This is a genomic window from Pseudomonas sp. MWU12-2345 (assembly GCF_023242385.1).
In the GTDB taxonomy this organism is placed as follows: Bacteria; Pseudomonadota; Gammaproteobacteria; order Pseudomonadales; family Pseudomonadaceae; genus Aquipseudomonas; species Aquipseudomonas gingeri_D.
Genome location: NZ_JALLJA010000003.1, coordinates 94,970 through 111,465, shown reverse-complemented (window position 1 = coordinate 111,465; position 16,496 = coordinate 94,970). Strand labels below are relative to the sequence as shown.

Genomic DNA, 16,496 nt, shown 5'->3' with positions numbered 1-16,496 from the left:
GGCAAGCCCGGCTCCTACAGGTCGGTGTCGTTCTTCAGATTTTCGCGGCAAACAGCGCCTGATGCGCACGACACTGCTCGGCGGTCAGCATGAACACGCCATGCCCGCCCCGCTCGAAGTCCAGCCAGGCAAAATCCACCTCGGGGTACAACGCCTCGACATGCACCTGGCTGTTGCCGACCTCGACAATCAGCAGGCCCTTCTCGGTCAGATGATCCGCCGCCTCGGCCAGCATCCGTCGCACCAGGTTCAGGCCGTCTTCGCCGCAGGCCAGGCCCAACTCGGGCTCGTGCTGGTATTCCTCCGGCATGTCGGCAAAGTCCTCGGCATCCACATAAGGAGGATTGGAGACGATCAGGTCGAAACGCTGACCGGGCAGACCATCGAAGCCATCGCCCTGGACCGTGAACACCCGCTCATCGACACCATGGCGCTCGATATTCTGGTTGGCCACTTCCAGCGCTTCGAAAGACAGGTCGGCCAACACCACTTCCGCCTGCTGGAACTCATAGGCACAGGCGATGCCGATGCAGCCGGAGCCGGTGCACAGGTCGAGAATCCGCGCCGGCTCATTCGCCAGCCAGGGAGCGAAGTGACCTTCGATCAACTCGCCGATCGGCGAACGCGGAATCAGCACCCGCTCATCGACGATAAACGACATGCCGCAGAACCACGCCTCACCCAACAGGTAAGCAGTGGGCACACGGTCTTCGATGCGGCGCTTGAGCAAGTGCTGCAAACGGCTCAGTTCGTCGTCTTCCAGGCGGCAGTCGAGATAGCTGTCGGCAATTTCCCAAGGCAGGTGCAAGGCCCCCAGCACCAATTGACGCGCCTCGTCCCAGGCATTGTCGGTGCCATGGCCGAAAAACAGATCCGCGCCATGAAAGCGGCTGACAGCCCAACGAATATGGTCGCGCAGCGTGCGCAGGCGGGAATTGATCACGGGGAGGCTCCTGAAAAAAACGACGGGGGATTCTAACAGTCAAACCAGCACCGGGTGAAAATAAGGCAAAAAGACATCATCGAGCGCGGTTTCACACGCCGGCAAACAACCCTTGACACGGCTACAGCCCAATAACCACGCCGCCTGCACGGGTTGCGATTCACATACGCGCTCAGCCGGAGGACAATGCGGTAAAAGCCCCACTCAAAGGAGCCCCGAATGTCCGTTCCAAAGACGATGTTTCAACTCAGCGGTCGTGGTTATGCAGCCGCCAATCTGAGCCATGCCAGCCTGTTGATCATCGACGCCCAGAAAGAATATCTCAGTGGCCCGCTGGCCTTGTCCGGCATGGACGCTGCCGTCGACAATATCAAGCAACTGGTTGCCGCAGCCCGCCAGGCCGGACGGCCTATCGTGCATATCCGTCACCTGGGCACCGTGGGCGGTCTGTTCGATCCCCAGGGCGAGCGCGGTGAGTTCATTCCGGGGCTGGAACCCCAGGGCGACGAAACCCTGATCGGCAAGCTGCTGCCCAGCGCCTTTCACGGCACGGGCCTGGAGAAGCACCTGCAGGAACTCGGCTCCCTGGACCTGATCGTCTGCGGCTTCATGAGCCACTCCAGCGTCAGCACCACGGTGCGCGCGGCCAAGAACCTGGGCTTCCGCTGCACCCTGGTGGAAGATGCCTGCGCGACCCGCGACCTGCCCTACAAGGATGAAATCATCAGCGCCGCCCAGGTCCAGCGCACCGAGATGGCGATCATGGCGGACAATTTCGCCACCCTGGCGCAGACCAAAGACCTGATCGGCTAGCGGCGGCGATGGGTTGTCCTGGCGACCGCCCATCCATTAGTCCTGTCAATTGCGTCTCATTTTCCGATTTCCCGGACACATCAGGAACAAGCCGACCATCTCCCGGTCGAAGGGCCGATACTCATAGAGGAAATCGGAATGAAGATATCCGATGGTTTTGACGCTCGCCGCCTGCGTCCCCGGGGCCAGAGCACCTGGGGCTCGCGTTTGAGCGCTGCCATTGCGGCGCTGTTGGCCACCTTCGGGGTGTTGCTGGTGATGGCCGGGGCGGCCAGCCTGCTCGGCCATGCGCCGGCACTCGGGGATTTGAATGCCACGCCGACCGGTTCGGCGGTGGCCTTGGGCGTGGGCGTGCTGACGCTCTGGTTCGGGGTCTGGCTGTGGCGCCGCAGCCGTCGTCGGATGCGCAGCCGCCATGGACTGAACATCGCCCCCCACCTGATGAAAAAGCACGACTGATCAAGCACCTGCGCGCAATCGACTGTGACGACACCCGGGGGACTTGGGTAAACTGCCAGGCCCTGCGGAGGCTGACATGCAAGACGACGACTTTTCCCTGTTCAAAAGCGAGATCCGTGGCGTCAAGCCGATCAAGCATGACCGTGCCGACACCGGCAAGCCCAAGTCCGACCGTGCGCAACTGGCCAAGCTGCGCCAGGCGGCCACGGTGCGGGTGCAGGACACCGCGGTGGACGGGCTGTCCGACCAGTTCGTCATCGACGTCGGTCCCGAAGACGACCTGCACTGGGCCCGTGACGGGGTCCAGGAAAGCCAGATGCGCAAGCTCAAGATCGGCCAGATCCCCTTCGAAGGCAGTCTCGACCTGCACGGCATGAGTGTGGAAAAAGCCCGGGAAACCCTCTGGGCGTTTCTTGCCGAGGCGACCAAATTCGAAATCCGCTGCGTGCGCGTCACCCACGGCAAGGCCGTACGCCTGGACGGCAAGCGCCCGATGATCAAGAGCCACGTCAACACCTGGCTCCGTCAGCACGCCCAGGTCCTGGGGTTCACCTCCTGCCAGCCCAAGCATGGCGGCGCGGGCGCGGTGTATGTGATGCTGAAACGAACCATGATGGAAGGTCGCGACGAGTAACCGAACCGTCATCGAATTTGCAGGCGGCTGCCAGCCGCCGTATCCTTGCTCTTTGCGTAAACTCCCACAGGTAGCTTCATGTCCCTGGAACAGAATTACACCGCGATCCTCGGCCAACTCGGCGAGGACGTCTCCCGCGAAGGTCTGCTCGACACGCCCAAGCGCGCCGCCAAAGCCATGCAGTACCTTTGCCGCGGTTACGAACAGACCCTGGAAGAAGTCACCAACGGTGCCTTGTTCAGCTCCGACAACAGCGAAATGGTGCTGGTCAAGGACATCGAGCTCTACTCGTTGTGCGAACACCACCTGCTGCCCTTTATCGGCAAGGCCCACGTGGCCTACATCCCGAGCGGCAAGGTGCTGGGCCTGTCCAAGGTCGCGCGTATCGTCGACATGTACGCCCGGCGCCTGCAGATCCAGGAAAACCTCAGCCGCCAGATCGCCGACGCGGTCCAGCAGGTGACCGGGGCCCTGGGTGTCGCGGTGGTGATCGAAGCCAAGCACATGTGCATGATGATGCGCGGTGTGGAGAAACAGAATTCGTCGATGATCACCTCGGTGATGCTCGGCGAGTTCCGCGAAAACGCCGCGACCCGCAGCGAGTTCCTGGCGCTGATCAAGTAAGATCGGGCGACATGAAAAAACCGGCACTCATCGCCGGTTTTTTTTTCGCCTGGAGAAAATCAGGTAAGCTGCGCCCCTTCTCCACCGCCCGCGAGGCTATCCCGTGTTCGTCAAAGCACTTCGAGTCGGCCTGGGCCAACTCATCATCTTCATCGATTTCCTCACCCGCCCCAGCAAGCAAAAGCGCTCCGCGCCAGACCAGGCCAAGGTCGATGCCGCGGCCAGGGACCTGACCCTGTATCAGTTCCACGCCTGCCCGTTCTGCGTGAAGACCCGTCGTACCCTGCGCCGCCTCAACGTGCCGGTGGCGCTGCGTGATGCGAAGAACAACGAACAGGATCGCCAGACCCTGCTCGAGCAAGGCGGCAAGATCAAGGTGCCGTGCCTGCGTATCGAAGAAAACGGCCAGACCACCTGGATGTACGAGTCCAAGGTGATCATCGATTACCTGGACAAGCGTTTTGCCGCGGCCTGAGTTCAGTCGCCGTCAGTTGCGGCAGCCGTTGGTTTCATCACGACACTCGGTATAAGCCTTCAATTGCGCCGCCCGCTGCCTGGTCAACTCGGTCTTGCACTGCAGATCCAGCAGCGGCCAGATCGAACCACCGTCCGCCGGTTTGCCATTCTGATACAGGCAATCGGCGTCGCGGAAAGCCAGCCACTTGCGCTGGGCATCCTGGAGCGCGGCCTTGTTGGCCGGGTTCTTCAGGTAATCCATCTGGGTCTTGTAGTAGGTGTTCAGGTCATTGTCGGCCTGCTTGAACGCCTTGCCCGCACATTCATTCATCGACGCCTGGTTGGCATCGCAGTTGTCGGCTGCCTGTGCACCCATGGCCAGGCCCAGCAGGCTGGCAGTCAAAAACCCTACGCGTGGATATTTCATGGACGGCACCCCGTTTAGTAGGTAATAAACACAGTTCTCGATAGGACCTCGCCGGCGACAAAAGTGCTTGCGCGGGCAAAAATAAACCGGCCCTGGGGCCGGTTTAAGTGTTTCCGGATTTGCCGATCAATCCAGCATGCCGACATGCTTCGGATGGCTGGCCACCCGCAGCAACCAGGCCTGGATACCCGGGTATTCGCTCAGGTCGAAGCCGCCCTGATGGGCCACATGGGTATAGGCATACAGCGCGATATCAGCAATCGAATAGTGCTCGCCCACCAGGTACGGGGTTTGCTGAAGCTGCTTTTCCATCACTTTCAACGCCTTGTGCCCGCGCTTCTGCAGCTTGAGGTATTCCTCGCGACGCTCTTCCGGCAAGCCCAGGTAGAACTCGATAAACCGCGCTACCGCGATATAGGGTTCGTGGCTGTACTGCTCGAAGAACTGCCATTGCAGCACCTGGGTACGCAGACGCGGCTCGGTGGGCAGGAATTCGCTGCCATCGGCCAGGAAGTTGAGAATCGCATTGGACTCCCACAGGCAGGTGCCGTCTTCCAGCTCCAGCACCGGCACCTTGCCGTTGGGGTTCTTCGCCAGGAATTCCGGGGTCTCGGTGTCACCCTTGAGGATGTCCACCGGGTGCCAGCGATATTCCTGCCCCAGCAGGTGCAGCATCAGCTTGATCTTGTAGCAATTGCCCGACTGGTAATCGCCATAAACCTTGTACATGGCCCTCCCCTTAAGCCGCTTGTGCAGCCTGTGCGTGACGGATGACAGCAGCCAGGCGCTTGAGACCTTCGTCCAGACGCTCCGGTGCGATGTGACTGAAATTGAGACGAAGATTACCCGGATTACGCTCCGGTTCGGCAAAAAAAGGTTCGCCGGGCATGAATGCGACATCCCGACTCAACGCGTCGGCGAGCAAGGTGCGGGTATCCAGCGGCTGTTTGAGGGTCAGCCAGAAGAACAAACCGCCCTGCGGCACCTGCCAATCGGCCAGGTCAGCGAAGTGGCGCTCCAATGCCTGTTGAAAGGCATCCCGTCGGACCCGGTAAAAGTCCCGGAGTTGCACCAGGTGCTGGCGATATTTTTCCGTACCGATCCACTGCAACGCCTGCCACTGGCCGACGCGGTTGGTGTGCAGGTCCGCCGACTGCTTGAGCTTGAGCAGATGGGGGAACAGGTCCGGGCTGGCAATCAGGTAACCGACCCGCAACCCGGGGGCCAGGGTCTTGGACACCGTGCCGGTATAGATCCAGCTGCTGCGCTTCAAACGGCTGACAATCGGCCGGGCGCTGCCGCCGTCATAGGTCAGCTCGCGATAGGGTTCGTCTTCGATCAGGGTTACGCCGAATTCGTCGAGCAAGGCGGCGACGGCCTCGCGCTTGGCTTCGCTGTAGCGCACGGCGGACGGGTTCTGGAACGTCGGAATCAAATAGACGAAGGCCGGCTGGTGGTTTTCCAGGCGCGCACGCAGTTGGAGCAGGTCGGGGCCGTCCTGTTCCTGGGGGATCGTCAGGCAATCGGCGCCGAACAGCTGGAAGATCTGCAAGGCGGCGAGGTAGGTCGGCCCTTCGAGGAGGATCTCGGTGCCCTTGTCGATATGCAGCTTGGCCACCAGGTCCAGGGTCTGCTGGGAACCGCTGAGCACCAGCACCTGGCTGGCCTGGCAGTCGATCCCCAGCGCCCGCGCCTCGGCGGCCAGCACCTCGCGCAGCGCCGGTTCGCCCTCACTCATGCCGTATTGGCCGAAGGCGACCGGCAGGCCCTCCCAGTCCAGCGTCGGCAACATGGCTTCGGATGGCAGTCCGCCGGCAAAGGACATCACTTCCGGGCGTTGAGCGGCGGCGAGGATTTCGCGAATCAGAGAGCTTTTCAGACGGGTCACGCGTTCGGAGAAGGCCATGGCAGGTCACCGGTAGCTAAGTAAGCGGAAAGTACGTCAAACTGCTTGACCGAAATTACGCCGCCACGAGCCGATACGTCAATATGCTTGACCTTAAAAATTCAAACGCGCAGCAAGACGCCATGCAGGCCTTCTTTTTCGGCTACCAGGCGTTCACCGCCAAGGCCGACGAAATGCTCGAGCGTCGTGGCTTGAGCCGGGTGCACCAGCGCATTGTGTTTTTTATCGCCCGTTATCCGGACGTGAGCGTCAAGGAGTTGCTGACCTTGCTCGGCGTCAGCAAGCAGGCGCTGAACATGCCGTTGCGCCAGTTGACCGAGATGGACCTGGTGCGCAGCGTTGCGTCCGAGGCCGACAAGCGCAAGCGCCTGCTGCGCCTGACGGCGGACGGGGCGAGCCTGGAAGAGTCGTTGCGCCGTGAGCAGGTCAAGTTGTTGCAGAAGGCTTTCGCCCAGGCTGGTGAGGCCGCGGTGGAGGGCTGGCTGGCGGTGAACCTCGCGCTGGGAGAAAACCGCCCTTCCTGATACGCCCCCTTGTAGGCGCCGGCTTGCTGGCGATAGCGGTTTAACAGGCGATACAGATGTCGACTGCCAGATTGCAATCGCCAGCAAGCCGGCCCCTACAGGTTTCGCGACTACTCCCGCCAACAAGATCCTACCTTCCGACGTATCGCACACAAATCCAAAAACATTATTTGCTTTATTTGTATACAAAAGCATAATTCGCTTCGTGCGAGTTCCTGACTTTACAGTCAACAAACCCGTGCTGCCTCAAAGAGCCGTTGCCCGCCCCTGCGCCCGGCTCTGGAAATAACAATAAAACTCTTGAGGAGTACTCGCTGTGGAAAGCCGCAAATCCGAAGCCCCCCTGCTGGACCTGTCGCCACCGTCAAGTTCCGGCCTGCTGGAACGCCTGTTCAAGCTCAGGTTGCATGGCACCACGGTGAAAACCGAACTGATCGCCGGGGTGACCACCTTCATCACCATGGCCTACATCATCTTCGTCAACCCGAACATCATGGCCGACGCCGGCATCGACCATGGCGCCGCCTTTGTCGCCACCTGCATCGCCGCCGCCCTCGGCTGCCTGCTGATGGGCCTCTACGCCAACTGGCCGGTGGGCCTCGCACCGGGCATGGGCCTGAACGCGTTCTTCACCTACACCGTGGTCGGCACCATGGGCTACCACTGGGAAACCGCCCTCGGTGCGGTCTTCATCTCCGGCGTGCTGTTCATGGCCCTGACCCTGTCGAGGATCCGCGAATGGCTGCTCAACAGCATTCCCGTCAGCCTGCGCCATGCGATGGGTGCCGGCGTCGGGCTGTTTCTCGGGGTGATCGGCCTGAAAACCGCCGGGATCATCGTTGCCAGCCCCGCCACCCTGATCAGGCTCGGCGCCCTGCATGAACCCGGCCCATTGCTGGCCGCCATCTGTTTCCTGATGATCGCAATCCTCAGCTACCACCGGGTCTTCGGCGCCATCCTCATCAGCATCATCACCGTGACCCTGGCCGGCTGGGGCCTGGGCCTGGTGGAATACCACGGCATCTTCTCCACCCCACCGAGCCTGGCCCCGACCTGGATGGCCATGGACCTGAAGGGCGTATTCAACGTCAGCATGATCAGCGTGGTCCTGGCCTTTCTCTTCGTGCACATGTTCGACACCGCCGGCACCCTGATGGGCGTCGCCCAGCGCGCCGGCCTGGTCAACCCCGACGGCCGTATCGAGAACCTGTCCCGGGCAATGAAAGCCGACAGCGTCTCCAGCGTATTCGGTGCCGTGGTCGGTGTGCCACCCGTTACCAGCTACGTGGAAAGTGCCGCGGGTGTTGCCGCTGGTGGTCGGACTGGTCTGACCGCTGTTACTGTAGGTATCCTGTTTGTGGCGGCCATGTTCTTTGCCCCGCTGGCTGGCATGATCCCTGCGTACGCGACCGCCGGCGCGCTGATTTATGTAGCGATGCTGATGATGAGCGGCATGGCGCATATCGAGTGGGACGACGCGACGGACAGTATTCCGGCGATTGTGACCGCGATCATGATGCCGCTGACTTTTTCGGTCGCCGATGGCATTGCCCTGGGTTTTATCACCTATGTGGCACTGAAGGCCGGGACCGGCAAGTTCAAGGATATTTCCGTCAGCCTGTGGGTGCTGTGCGCCATTTTTATCGCCAAGTTCATCTTCCTGTAAGAGAGCCCATGCGGTAGTAACCAGCCTCACTTCGGTGGGGCTTTTGTACGAAGGGAGAAACCTGATGAGTCTGGAAACCTGGTTGTTGTTCAGCAGCGCCGCCCTGGTGGTGATCCTGATCCCCGGGCCGCTGTCGCTGCTGATGATCAGCAACAGCCTGAATTATGGATTGCGTCGTTCATACCCGGCCTTTCTCGGCGGGGTCAGTGCCTCGATCTGCCTGTTGAGCGCTTCGGCCCTGGGCCTGGGTGCGTTGCTGCTGGCTTCGGAACAGGTGTTCAGCGCCCTGAAGATTGTCGGCGCGCTGTACCTGTTCTATCTCGCCTGGCAGAGCTGGCAGCAATCGCGACAGCCGGCACGGGCGGCGAATGTGCCCGAAACCGCGCCGGCCCCACGCTTTCGTGCCCTGTTTGGGCGCGCCTTTGTGCTCGGTGCCAGCAACCCGAAGGACATCCTGTTCTTCGCGGCCTTCCTGCCGCAGTTTCTCAAGGCCGACCAAGCGTTTCTCGGCCAGTTGCTGGTGATGATCGCTACTTGGACCGTGTTGGATCTGCTGTGCAAGCTGGCTTATGGCCTCGGCGCCCATGGCGCGGCGAGTTATCTGCGAAGCGGTAAAGGGCAGAGCTGGTTCAACCGGATCAGCGCCGGGTTGTTCGGTGGGGCGGGGGCGATATCTTTGTTGAGCCGTTAGATATGCAGTGCCAGTACTGGCCTCTTCGCGGGCAAGCTCCGCTCCCACAATGTCCGAGTCAACCTCGGTATTGTGTACAGACACAAAACTGTGGGAGCGGAGCTTGCCCGCGAAGAGGCCCTCACATTCACCATCACAACCTCTGCCAACCCAATCGCCAGACATAAAAAAGCCCGCAGTGAACGCGGGCAAATAACCAAGGAAGCTTTGGCGCAGATGCTTGGGGAATCTAGCTGCCTCGGTAGGTCGAATAGCTGTAGGGCGAAATCAGCAACGGCACGTGGTAGTGCTCCTGCTCGGCACTGATCCCGAAACGCAGCACCACCACGTCGAGGAACGCCGGTTCCGGCAGCGCCACGCCACGAGCCCGATAGTAGTCACCGGCATGGAACTGCAACTGATAGACCCCGGAGCGGTAGTCGGCCCCTTGCAGCAACGGTGCATCGCAGCGCCCGTCGCTGTTGGTCAGGGCGCTGGCGACCAGCTCCAACTGTGCGCCTTCGACCCGATACAGCTCGACCTTGATCGAACTGCCGGGGCAGCCATGCGCGGCATCCAAAACATGCGTAGTCAAACGTCCCATTGCTTCTGCGGGCCGCCCTGCCCTTCAGGCAGATCAGGCCTCGCGCCTCCCGGAGTCAGTGGATAAAGGAGAGGCCATGCCCCAGAGGGGCGGCCCGGAAATAATTAAGACACTTTTACAAAAAATTGTACACAATAAATTCAAGCTTTTTTCTAACACCCCCGGCTCGGCCCAGCCAGCCACGAATAGAGCGCAATCACTTGCCCGCAGAAGACCTCAGAACCACTAGCTGACCGATCAGGCAGGTTTCTTGCAGTGTTCCCCGAGGTGAAACCTGCGGTCATCAAACGGAAAGAAATGCAAAAATACGGGCTTACAAAATGATTATAAAGTTGTATACAATCACTTCATCGCCGTGACGCCACCCGGTTTTGACGGGGCACCACGCAACCGTCACCACGAACAAGAAGGAAGACTGCAGTGAGCGCCGACTACCCACGCGACCTGATCGGTTACGGCAGCAACCCGCCTCACCCCCACTGGCCGGGCAATGCCCGCATCGCCTTGTCCTTCGTGCTCAACTACGAAGAAGGCGGCGAACGCAACATCCTCCATGGCGACCCGGAATCCGAGTCCTTCCTCTCGGAGATGGTCGCGGCGCAGCCTCTGCAGGGCGCGCGCAACATGAGCATGGAGTCGCTCTACGAGTATGGCAGCCGTGCAGGCGTGTGGCGGATTCTCAAGCTGTTCAAGCGTTTCGATATTCCCCTGACCGTGTTCGCCGTGGCCATGGCCGCCCAGCGCCACCCGGACGTGATCCGCGCCATGGTCGCGGCCGGCCACGAGATCTGCAGCCACGGCTACCGCTGGATCGACTACCAGTACATGGACGAAGCCCAGGAGCGCGAGCACCTGCTCGAAGCCATCCGCATCCTCACCGAAATCAGCGGCGAACGCCCATTGGGCTGGTACACCGGACGCACCGGGCCGAACACCCGCAAGCTGGTGATGGAGGAAGGCGGCTTCCTCTACGACTCGGACACCTACGACGACGACCTGCCCTACTGGGAACCCGACAGCCCCACCGGTAAGCCGCACCTGGTAATTCCCTACACCCTCGATACCAACGACATGCGCTTCACCCAGGTGCAAGGCTTCAACAAGGGCGACGATTTCTACCAGTACCTCAAGGACGCCTTCGACGTGCTCTACGCTGAAGGCGACGAAGCGCCGAAGATGCTCTCCATCGGTTTGCACTGTCGCCTGATCGGCCGCCCGGCACGCCTGGCCGCCCTCCAGCGCTTCATCGAATATGTCAAAGGCCATGACCGGGTCTGGTTCAGTCGCCGGGTCGATATCGCTCGCCACTGGCACGCCACCCACCCTTTCCAGGGAGTCGCGAAATGACGGCCTTCAAGACCCTCAAGCCCTCGACCTTGAGCCGCGAAGCCTTTATCCAGGCCTTCGCCGATATCTACGAACATTCGCCCTGGGTCGCCGAAAAGGCTTTCGACCTGGGCCAGGACGCCGACCTCGACGAGGTCGAGACCCTGCACCAGCGCATGAGCGACATCCTCTTGAGCGCCGATCACGCCAGCCAGTTGGCCCTGATCAACGCCCACCCGGACCTGGCCGGCAAAGCCGCCGTGCAGGGCCAACTCACCGAAGCCAGCACCAACGAACAGGCCGGCGCCGGCATTCACCAATGCTCGAACGAAGAGTTCCAACGCTTCACCGAGCTGAACGACGCCTATAAAGCCAAGTTCAAGTTCCCCTTCATCATGGCGGTAAAAGGCAGCAACCGGCATCAGATCCTCGCCGCGTTCGAAGTGCGCATCCATAACCCGGTGGACACCGAGTTCCAGTGCGCGCTGGCCGAGATCAACAAGATCGCCCTGTTCCGCCTACTGACCCTTTAGCGAGCCGTACCTGAACCCGGCAAGCCTCCCCAGCCACTTATTAAAAGGCAGACAAAAAGCATGAAAGCCTACGCCGTACCTTTCGAGAAGTTCGTCAACCTGGCCGACGCCCGCCTGGGCACCAGGATCCTCTCGGTCACCGACGACTGGTTCGCCGACGCCAACCGCCTGTTCCAGCCGACCCCGGCCGTCTGGAAAGAAGGCGTGTTCGATGACAACGGCAAGTGGATGGACGGCTGGGAGTCGCGCCGCAAGCGTTTCGAAGGCTACGACAGCGCGGTGATCCGCCTCGGCGTCGCCGGCTTGATCAAGGGCGTGGACATCGATACCTCGTTCTTCACTGGCAACTATCCGCCGTCGGCCTCCCTGGAAGCCTGCTTCCTGAGCAGCGGCGAGCCGGACGAAAACACCCAGTGGGTCGAAGTGCTGTCCGCCGTCGAGCTGCAAGGCAACAGCCACCACTACCACGAGATCAGCAACGACCAGGCCTTCAGCCACCTGCGTTTCAACATCTATCCGGACGGCGGCGTGGCACGCCTGCGGGTCTACGGTATTCCATTCCGTGACTGGTCGGCGGTGGGCGACAACGAACAGGTCGACCTGGCTTCCGCCCTCAACGGCGGCCGCGCCCTGGCCTGCTCCGACGAGCATTTCGGCCGCATGAGCAACATCCTCAACCCGGGCCGTGGCGTCAACATGGGCGACGGCTGGGAAACCGCGCGCCGGCGTACCCCGGGCAATGACTGGGTGATCGTGGCTTTGGGTCATCCGGGCGAGATCGAACAGATCATCGTCGACACCCTGCACTTCAAGGGCAACTACCCGGACAGCTGCTCGATCCAGGGCGCCTTCGTCAAGGGCGGCACCGACAGCCAGATCGAGACCCAGAGCCTGTTCTGGCGTGAACTGCTGCCGAGCCAGAAGCTGGAAATGCACCAGGAACACAGCTTCGCCGAACAGATCAAGGCGCTGGGACCTATCACCCATATCCGCCTGAACGTGTTCCCGGACGGTGGCGTAAGTCGCCTGCGGGTGCTGGGCAAAGTCGCGAAGTAACCCCATGGGTGGTTCTCGCGCCTCGCGCGGGAACCACCGATACACAGAATTCGAGAACAGAAGAACCGCATGCGCACACTGACGATTGAACCGCTGAGCAAAGAAGCCTTCGCCCCCTTCGGTGACGTGATCGAAACCGACGGCAGCGACCACTTCATGATCAACAACGGTTCGACCCAGCGCTTCCATCGCCTGGCGACGGTGCAAACCGCCAAGCCGGACGACCAGGCGATCATCAGCATCTTCCGCGCCGACGCGCTGGACATGCCCTTGACCGTGCGCATGCTCGAGCGCCATCCGCTGGGCAGCCAGGCTTTTATCCCGCTGCTCGGCAACCCCTTTCTGATCGTGGTCGCGCCCCTTGGCGATGCACCGGTATCAGGCTTGGTCCGCGCCTTTGTCAGCAATGGCAGGCAGGGCATCAATTACCATCGCGGCGTCTGGCACCACCCGGTGCTGACGATCGAAAAGCGGGATGACTTCCTGGTGGTTGATCGCAGTGGCTCCGGCAACAACTGCGATGAGCATTTCTTCAAAGAGGATGAGTACCTGATCCTCGCCCCCCACCAATAAGAGAAGGTCTGATCACTCCCGAAAAAGAGTGACAGGCGAGAGGTAAAGACTGTGCAAGCACATCTGATGGAATGGCTGAACCTGAGCGTGCGCTGGATTCACATGATCACGGGCGTGGCCTGGATCGGTGCATCGTTCTACTTCGTCTGGCTGGAGAACAACCTCAACCGGGTCAACCCCAGGGACGGCCTGGCGGGCGATCTGTGGGCGATCCACGGCGGCGGTATCTACCACCTGGAAAAATACAAGCTGGCCCCGCCGACCATGCCGGACAACCTGCACTGGTTCAAATGGGAAGCCTATTTCACCTGGATGTCGGGGATCGCGCTGCTCTGCGTGGTGTTCTACTCCAACCCGGTGCTCTACCTCGTGGCCCCCGGCAGCGGCCTGAGCGGCCCCGAGGGAGTGGCCATCGGTATCGGCGCACTGATCGCCGGCTGGTTCGTCTACGACTTTCTCTGTGACTCGGCCCTGGGCAAGCGCCCGGCCCTGCTCGGCTTTATCCTGTTCGTGCTGCTGATTGCCGCCGCCTACGGGTTCAGCAAGGTATTCAGCGGTCGCGGCGCCTACCTGCATGTCGGCGCGATCATCGGCACCATCATGGTCGGCAACGTGTTCCGCATCATCATGCCGGCCCAGCGCGCGCTGGTGGCGGCCATCGCCGAGAACCGCACGCCGGACCCGAGCCTGCCGGCCAAGGGCCTGCTGCGTTCGCGGCACAACAACTACTTCACCCTGCCGGTGCTGTTCATCATGATCAGCAACCACTTCCCGAGCACCTATGGCAGCCCGTACAACTGGCTGATCCTGGCCGGGATCGCGGTGCTGGCGGTGATGGTGCGGCACTATTTCAACACTCGGCACAACAGTCACAAGTTTGCCTGGACCTTGCCGGTCGCGGCCCTTGGGATGATCTGCCTGGCCTATGTCACCGGCCCGTCGCCGGTCCCGAGCGCACCGCAAGTGGCCAAGGTCCCGGCGAAGATCGAATACCAGCCGTTGCCGGAAACCGCGTTGGGCGGCAAGCCGGCCCAAGCCACGCCAGCGGTACCAGAGACGCCAGCCGTTACCGCCGCACCAGCCGCCGCCGCAGCTCCGGATTCGGTTCCTGCGCCAACGACCACAGCGAGTGCCGCCGACGTCAGCTTCGACAAGGTTCACCGTGTGATCCAGGAACGCTGCGCGGTGTGCCATTCGGCCCAACCCACCAGCCCGCTGTTCAGTTCGGCGCCGGCGGGGGTGATCTTCGATACCGCGCAACAGATCCAGCAATTGGCTCCACGTATCCAGGCCCAGGCCATTACCACCCAGATCATGCCGTTGGGCAACATCACCCAAATGACCCAGCAGGAACGTGACCTGATCGCGGCCTGGATCAACCAGGGGGCACGCACCAACTGAATGTCGCTGTTAGCCAGCTGATTTGGAGACACCGCGTTACCTGTAGGAGCGTGGCTTGCCCGCGAAGCTTTTAGCGATCTTGAAAGCCTCTTCGCGGGCAAGCCCTGCTCCTACAGGTTCGAGATCAACCGTGAAGCGGTTGCGTTACCCCGGCTACAAAAAACGCTGTCCGCAACCACACAGCGCTAAAACCACAAGAATAAAAAAATCCGAGGTGTTGCATGTCCGAGTTATCCGAACCGCGCATCCCCGCCGCACCCGCTATCCAGCGCCTGCCTCTGTTGCAGCTGATCCTGGTGGGCCTGCAACACGTTCTGCTGATGTATGGCGGCGCCGTCGCCGTACCGCTGATCATCGGACAGGCCGCCGGCCTGGGTCGTGAGGAAATCGCTTTTCTGATCAACGCCGACCTGCTGGTGGCCGGTATCGCCACCGTGGTGCAATCCCTCGGCATCGGCCCCATGGGCATCCGCATGCCGGTGATGATGGGTGCCAGTTTCGCCGCCGTCGGCAGCATGGTGGCCATGGCCGGCATGCCCGGTATCGGCATGACCGGGATCTTCGGCGCCACCATCGCCGCCGGTTTTTTCGGCCTGCTGATCGCCCCGTTCATGTCCAAGGTCGTGCGTTTCTTCCCGCCCCTGGTCACCGGCACCGTGATCACCGCCATCGGCCTCTCGCTGTTTCCGGTGGCGGTCAACTGGGCTGGCGGCGGCAGTGCCGCGACACAATTCGGCTCGCCGATCTACCTCACGGTGGCCGCGCTGGTGCTGGCCACCATCCTGCTGATCAACCGCTTCATGCGCGGCTTCTGGGTGAATATCTCGGTGCTGATCGGCATGCTCCTGGGCTATGTGCTGTCCGGCGTCATCGGCATGGTCGACCTCAGCGGCCTGGCCCAGGCGCCCTGGCTGAAAGTGGTCACCCCGCTGCATTTCGGCCTGCCGCAGTTTCACCTGGCACCGATCCTGTCCATGTGCCTGGTGGTGGTGATCATCTTCGTCGAGTCCACCGGGATGTTCCTCGCCCTGGGCAAGATCACCGGCCAGGACGTCACCCCACGCATGCTCCGGCGCGGCTTGCTGTGCGACGCCGGCGCCTCGTTCCTCGCCGGTTTCTTCAACACCTTCACCCACTCCTCCTTCGCCCAGAACATCGGCCTGGTGCAGATGACCGGTGTGCGCTGCCGTTCGGTGACCATCGTCGCCGGGCTCTTCCTGATCGTCCTCAGCCTGCTGCCCAAGGCCGCGTTCCTGGTCGCCTCGATTCCACCGGCGGTACTGGGCGGCGCGGCCATCGCCATGTTCGGCATGGTCGCGGCCACCGGGATCAAGATCCTCCAGGAAGCGGACATCTCCGATCGGCGCAACCAGTTGCTGGTGGCGGTAAGCATCGGCATGGGCCTGATCCCCGTGGTGCGACCGGAGTTCTTCGCCCACCTGCCGCTGTGGATGGGTCCGATCACCCACAGTGGTATCGCCATGGCGACCTTGAGCGCCGTGTCCCTGAACCTGCTGTTCAACGTGCTGGGGGGCGCCGAACGGGCGGCACTCAGCGGGCATGTTCACCCCCACTGATACCTTTGCCGGCGGACGCGAGCGCTCTGGCACGGGCGCTTGAGCCCTCGGGCGCGAATCAGTATGCTGCGCGCCCGCTGGAATCCGCTCGAACAAGCCATCGCCACCGACACCTGACCCAAGCGCCTCTCTATCCCGGCGCGGGACAACCCCAAGGCCTATAGAAGCCCGCACCACTCGACTGTCCCACGGACAGCCGAACGCAGGGTCTTTGACTGTTTTTTTGCCTTGAACCGGCCCTTGCCAGAAGCAGGCAGGCCGCTGAACCGGCGATGGCCGACAGAAAAAAAGCGCCGAACCCAGA

At 61.7% G+C, this 16,496-nt stretch carries 19 protein-coding genes; 14 read left to right on the top strand and 5 right to left on the bottom strand.

From position 1 onward, the window contains the following. Positions 1-34 precede the first annotated feature (34 nt). Positions 35-943, bottom strand: coding sequence for a 50S ribosomal protein L3 N(5)-glutamine methyltransferase (prmB, locus tag M5C71_RS08980; protein ID WP_103498207.1), 909 nt, complete (start codon positions 941-943; stop codon positions 35-37). 219 nt (positions 944-1,162) lie between these two features. Between prmB and M5C71_RS08975 the strand changes: the two genes are divergently transcribed. The 5 genes from M5C71_RS08975 to M5C71_RS08955 all read left to right on the top strand — a co-directional run bounded on the left by M5C71_RS08975 (position 1,163) and on the right by M5C71_RS08955 (position 3,948). Continuing rightward, the gene (locus M5C71_RS08975) at positions 1,163-1,756 is read left to right on the top strand and encodes a cysteine hydrolase family protein (protein WP_103498208.1); all 594 of its coding nucleotides are present in this window, start codon (positions 1,163-1,165) and stop codon (positions 1,754-1,756) included. Positions 1,757-1,894: 138 nt separating this feature from the next. Then, complete coding sequence (locus tag M5C71_RS08970; protein ID WP_103498209.1) at positions 1,895-2,215, top strand: hypothetical protein; 321 nt, start codon at positions 1,895-1,897, stop codon at positions 2,213-2,215. A gap of 76 nt (positions 2,216-2,291) precedes the next feature. After that, positions 2,292-2,849, top strand: a complete 558-nt coding sequence (locus M5C71_RS08965; RefSeq protein ID WP_103498210.1) for a Smr/MutS family protein — start codon at positions 2,292-2,294, stop codon at positions 2,847-2,849. A 78-nt stretch (positions 2,850-2,927) separates the two neighbouring features. Continuing rightward, positions 2,928-3,473 (top strand): GTP cyclohydrolase I FolE, encoded by a 546-nt coding sequence (gene folE, locus M5C71_RS08960; protein WP_017129709.1) that lies wholly within the window; start codon positions 2,928-2,930, stop codon positions 3,471-3,473. A 103-nt stretch (positions 3,474-3,576) separates the two neighbouring features. Continuing rightward, on the top strand, positions 3,577-3,948 hold the full coding sequence (locus M5C71_RS08955; RefSeq protein WP_100940622.1) for a glutathione S-transferase N-terminal domain-containing protein: 372 nt from the start codon (positions 3,577-3,579) through the stop codon (positions 3,946-3,948). Between the two features lie 12 nt (positions 3,949-3,960). Here the strand turns inward: M5C71_RS08955 and M5C71_RS08950 are convergent, their stop codons facing one another. The 3 genes from M5C71_RS08950 to M5C71_RS08940 all read right to left on the bottom strand — a co-directional run bounded on the left by M5C71_RS08950 (position 3,961) and on the right by M5C71_RS08940 (position 6,262). Further along, entirely contained in the window at positions 3,961-4,356 is a 396-nt protein-coding gene (locus tag M5C71_RS08950) for a lysozyme inhibitor LprI family protein (protein ID WP_248767651.1), read from the bottom strand. A 126-nt stretch (positions 4,357-4,482) separates the two neighbouring features. Beyond that, the gene (locus tag M5C71_RS08945; protein ID WP_103498212.1) at positions 4,483-5,085 is read right to left on the bottom strand and encodes a glutathione S-transferase family protein; all 603 of its coding nucleotides are present in this window, start codon (positions 5,083-5,085) and stop codon (positions 4,483-4,485) included. A gap of 10 nt (positions 5,086-5,095) precedes the next feature. Next, positions 5,096-6,262, bottom strand: a complete 1,167-nt coding sequence (locus tag M5C71_RS08940; protein WP_248767650.1) for a PLP-dependent aminotransferase family protein — start codon at positions 6,260-6,262, stop codon at positions 5,096-5,098. Between the two features lie 83 nt (positions 6,263-6,345). Here M5C71_RS08940 and M5C71_RS08935 point away from each other — a divergent pair, with 83 nt between their 5' ends. The 3 genes from M5C71_RS08935 (at position 6,346) to M5C71_RS08925 (ending at position 9,143) form a co-directional block, all read left to right on the top strand. Next, on the top strand, positions 6,346-6,786 hold the full coding sequence (locus M5C71_RS08935; protein ID WP_177101518.1) for a MarR family transcriptional regulator: 441 nt from the start codon (positions 6,346-6,348) through the stop codon (positions 6,784-6,786). 316 nt (positions 6,787-7,102) lie between these two features. Beyond that, positions 7,103-8,452: an NCS2 family permease gene (locus M5C71_RS08930; RefSeq protein WP_248767649.1), complete on the top strand. Its 1,350-nt coding sequence runs from the start codon at positions 7,103-7,105 to the stop codon at positions 8,450-8,452. 64 nt (positions 8,453-8,516) lie between these two features. Then, positions 8,517-9,143 (top strand): LysE family translocator, encoded by a 627-nt coding sequence (locus M5C71_RS08925; RefSeq protein ID WP_248767648.1) that lies wholly within the window; start codon positions 8,517-8,519, stop codon positions 9,141-9,143. A gap of 229 nt (positions 9,144-9,372) precedes the next feature. On the opposite strand, the gene uraH is transcribed toward M5C71_RS08925, so the two are convergent. Continuing rightward, a complete protein-coding gene (gene uraH, locus M5C71_RS08920) occupies positions 9,373-9,726 on the bottom strand; it encodes a hydroxyisourate hydrolase (RefSeq protein WP_177094930.1) in 354 nt (117 codons plus the stop codon). A 420-nt stretch (positions 9,727-10,146) separates the two neighbouring features. Between uraH and puuE the strand changes: the two genes are divergently transcribed. The 6 genes from puuE to M5C71_RS08890 all read left to right on the top strand — a co-directional run bounded on the left by puuE (position 10,147) and on the right by M5C71_RS08890 (position 16,192). Next, entirely contained in the window at positions 10,147-11,073 is a 927-nt protein-coding gene (gene puuE, locus M5C71_RS08915; protein ID WP_178129730.1) for an allantoinase PuuE, read from the top strand. Next, positions 11,070-11,585: a 2-oxo-4-hydroxy-4-carboxy-5-ureidoimidazoline decarboxylase gene (gene uraD / locus M5C71_RS08910; RefSeq protein WP_248767647.1), complete on the top strand. Its 516-nt coding sequence runs from the start codon at positions 11,070-11,072 to the stop codon at positions 11,583-11,585. The genes puuE and uraD overlap by 4 nt, the downstream gene beginning before the upstream one ends. A gap of 60 nt (positions 11,586-11,645) precedes the next feature. After that, positions 11,646-12,641, top strand: a complete 996-nt coding sequence (alc, locus tag M5C71_RS08905; RefSeq protein ID WP_248745637.1) for an allantoicase — start codon at positions 11,646-11,648, stop codon at positions 12,639-12,641. 69 nt (positions 12,642-12,710) lie between these two features. Next, positions 12,711-13,214, top strand: a complete 504-nt coding sequence (locus M5C71_RS08900) for an ureidoglycolate lyase (protein WP_103496217.1) — start codon at positions 12,711-12,713, stop codon at positions 13,212-13,214. 51 nt (positions 13,215-13,265) lie between these two features. Continuing rightward, positions 13,266-14,615, top strand: a complete 1,350-nt coding sequence (locus M5C71_RS08895) for a urate hydroxylase PuuD (protein ID WP_178129731.1) — start codon at positions 13,266-13,268, stop codon at positions 14,613-14,615. A 221-nt stretch (positions 14,616-14,836) separates the two neighbouring features. Further along, the gene (locus tag M5C71_RS08890; RefSeq protein ID WP_177101530.1) at positions 14,837-16,192 is read left to right on the top strand and encodes a nucleobase:cation symporter-2 family protein; all 1,356 of its coding nucleotides are present in this window, start codon (positions 14,837-14,839) and stop codon (positions 16,190-16,192) included. The last annotated feature ends 304 nt before the right edge of the window (positions 16,193-16,496 follow it).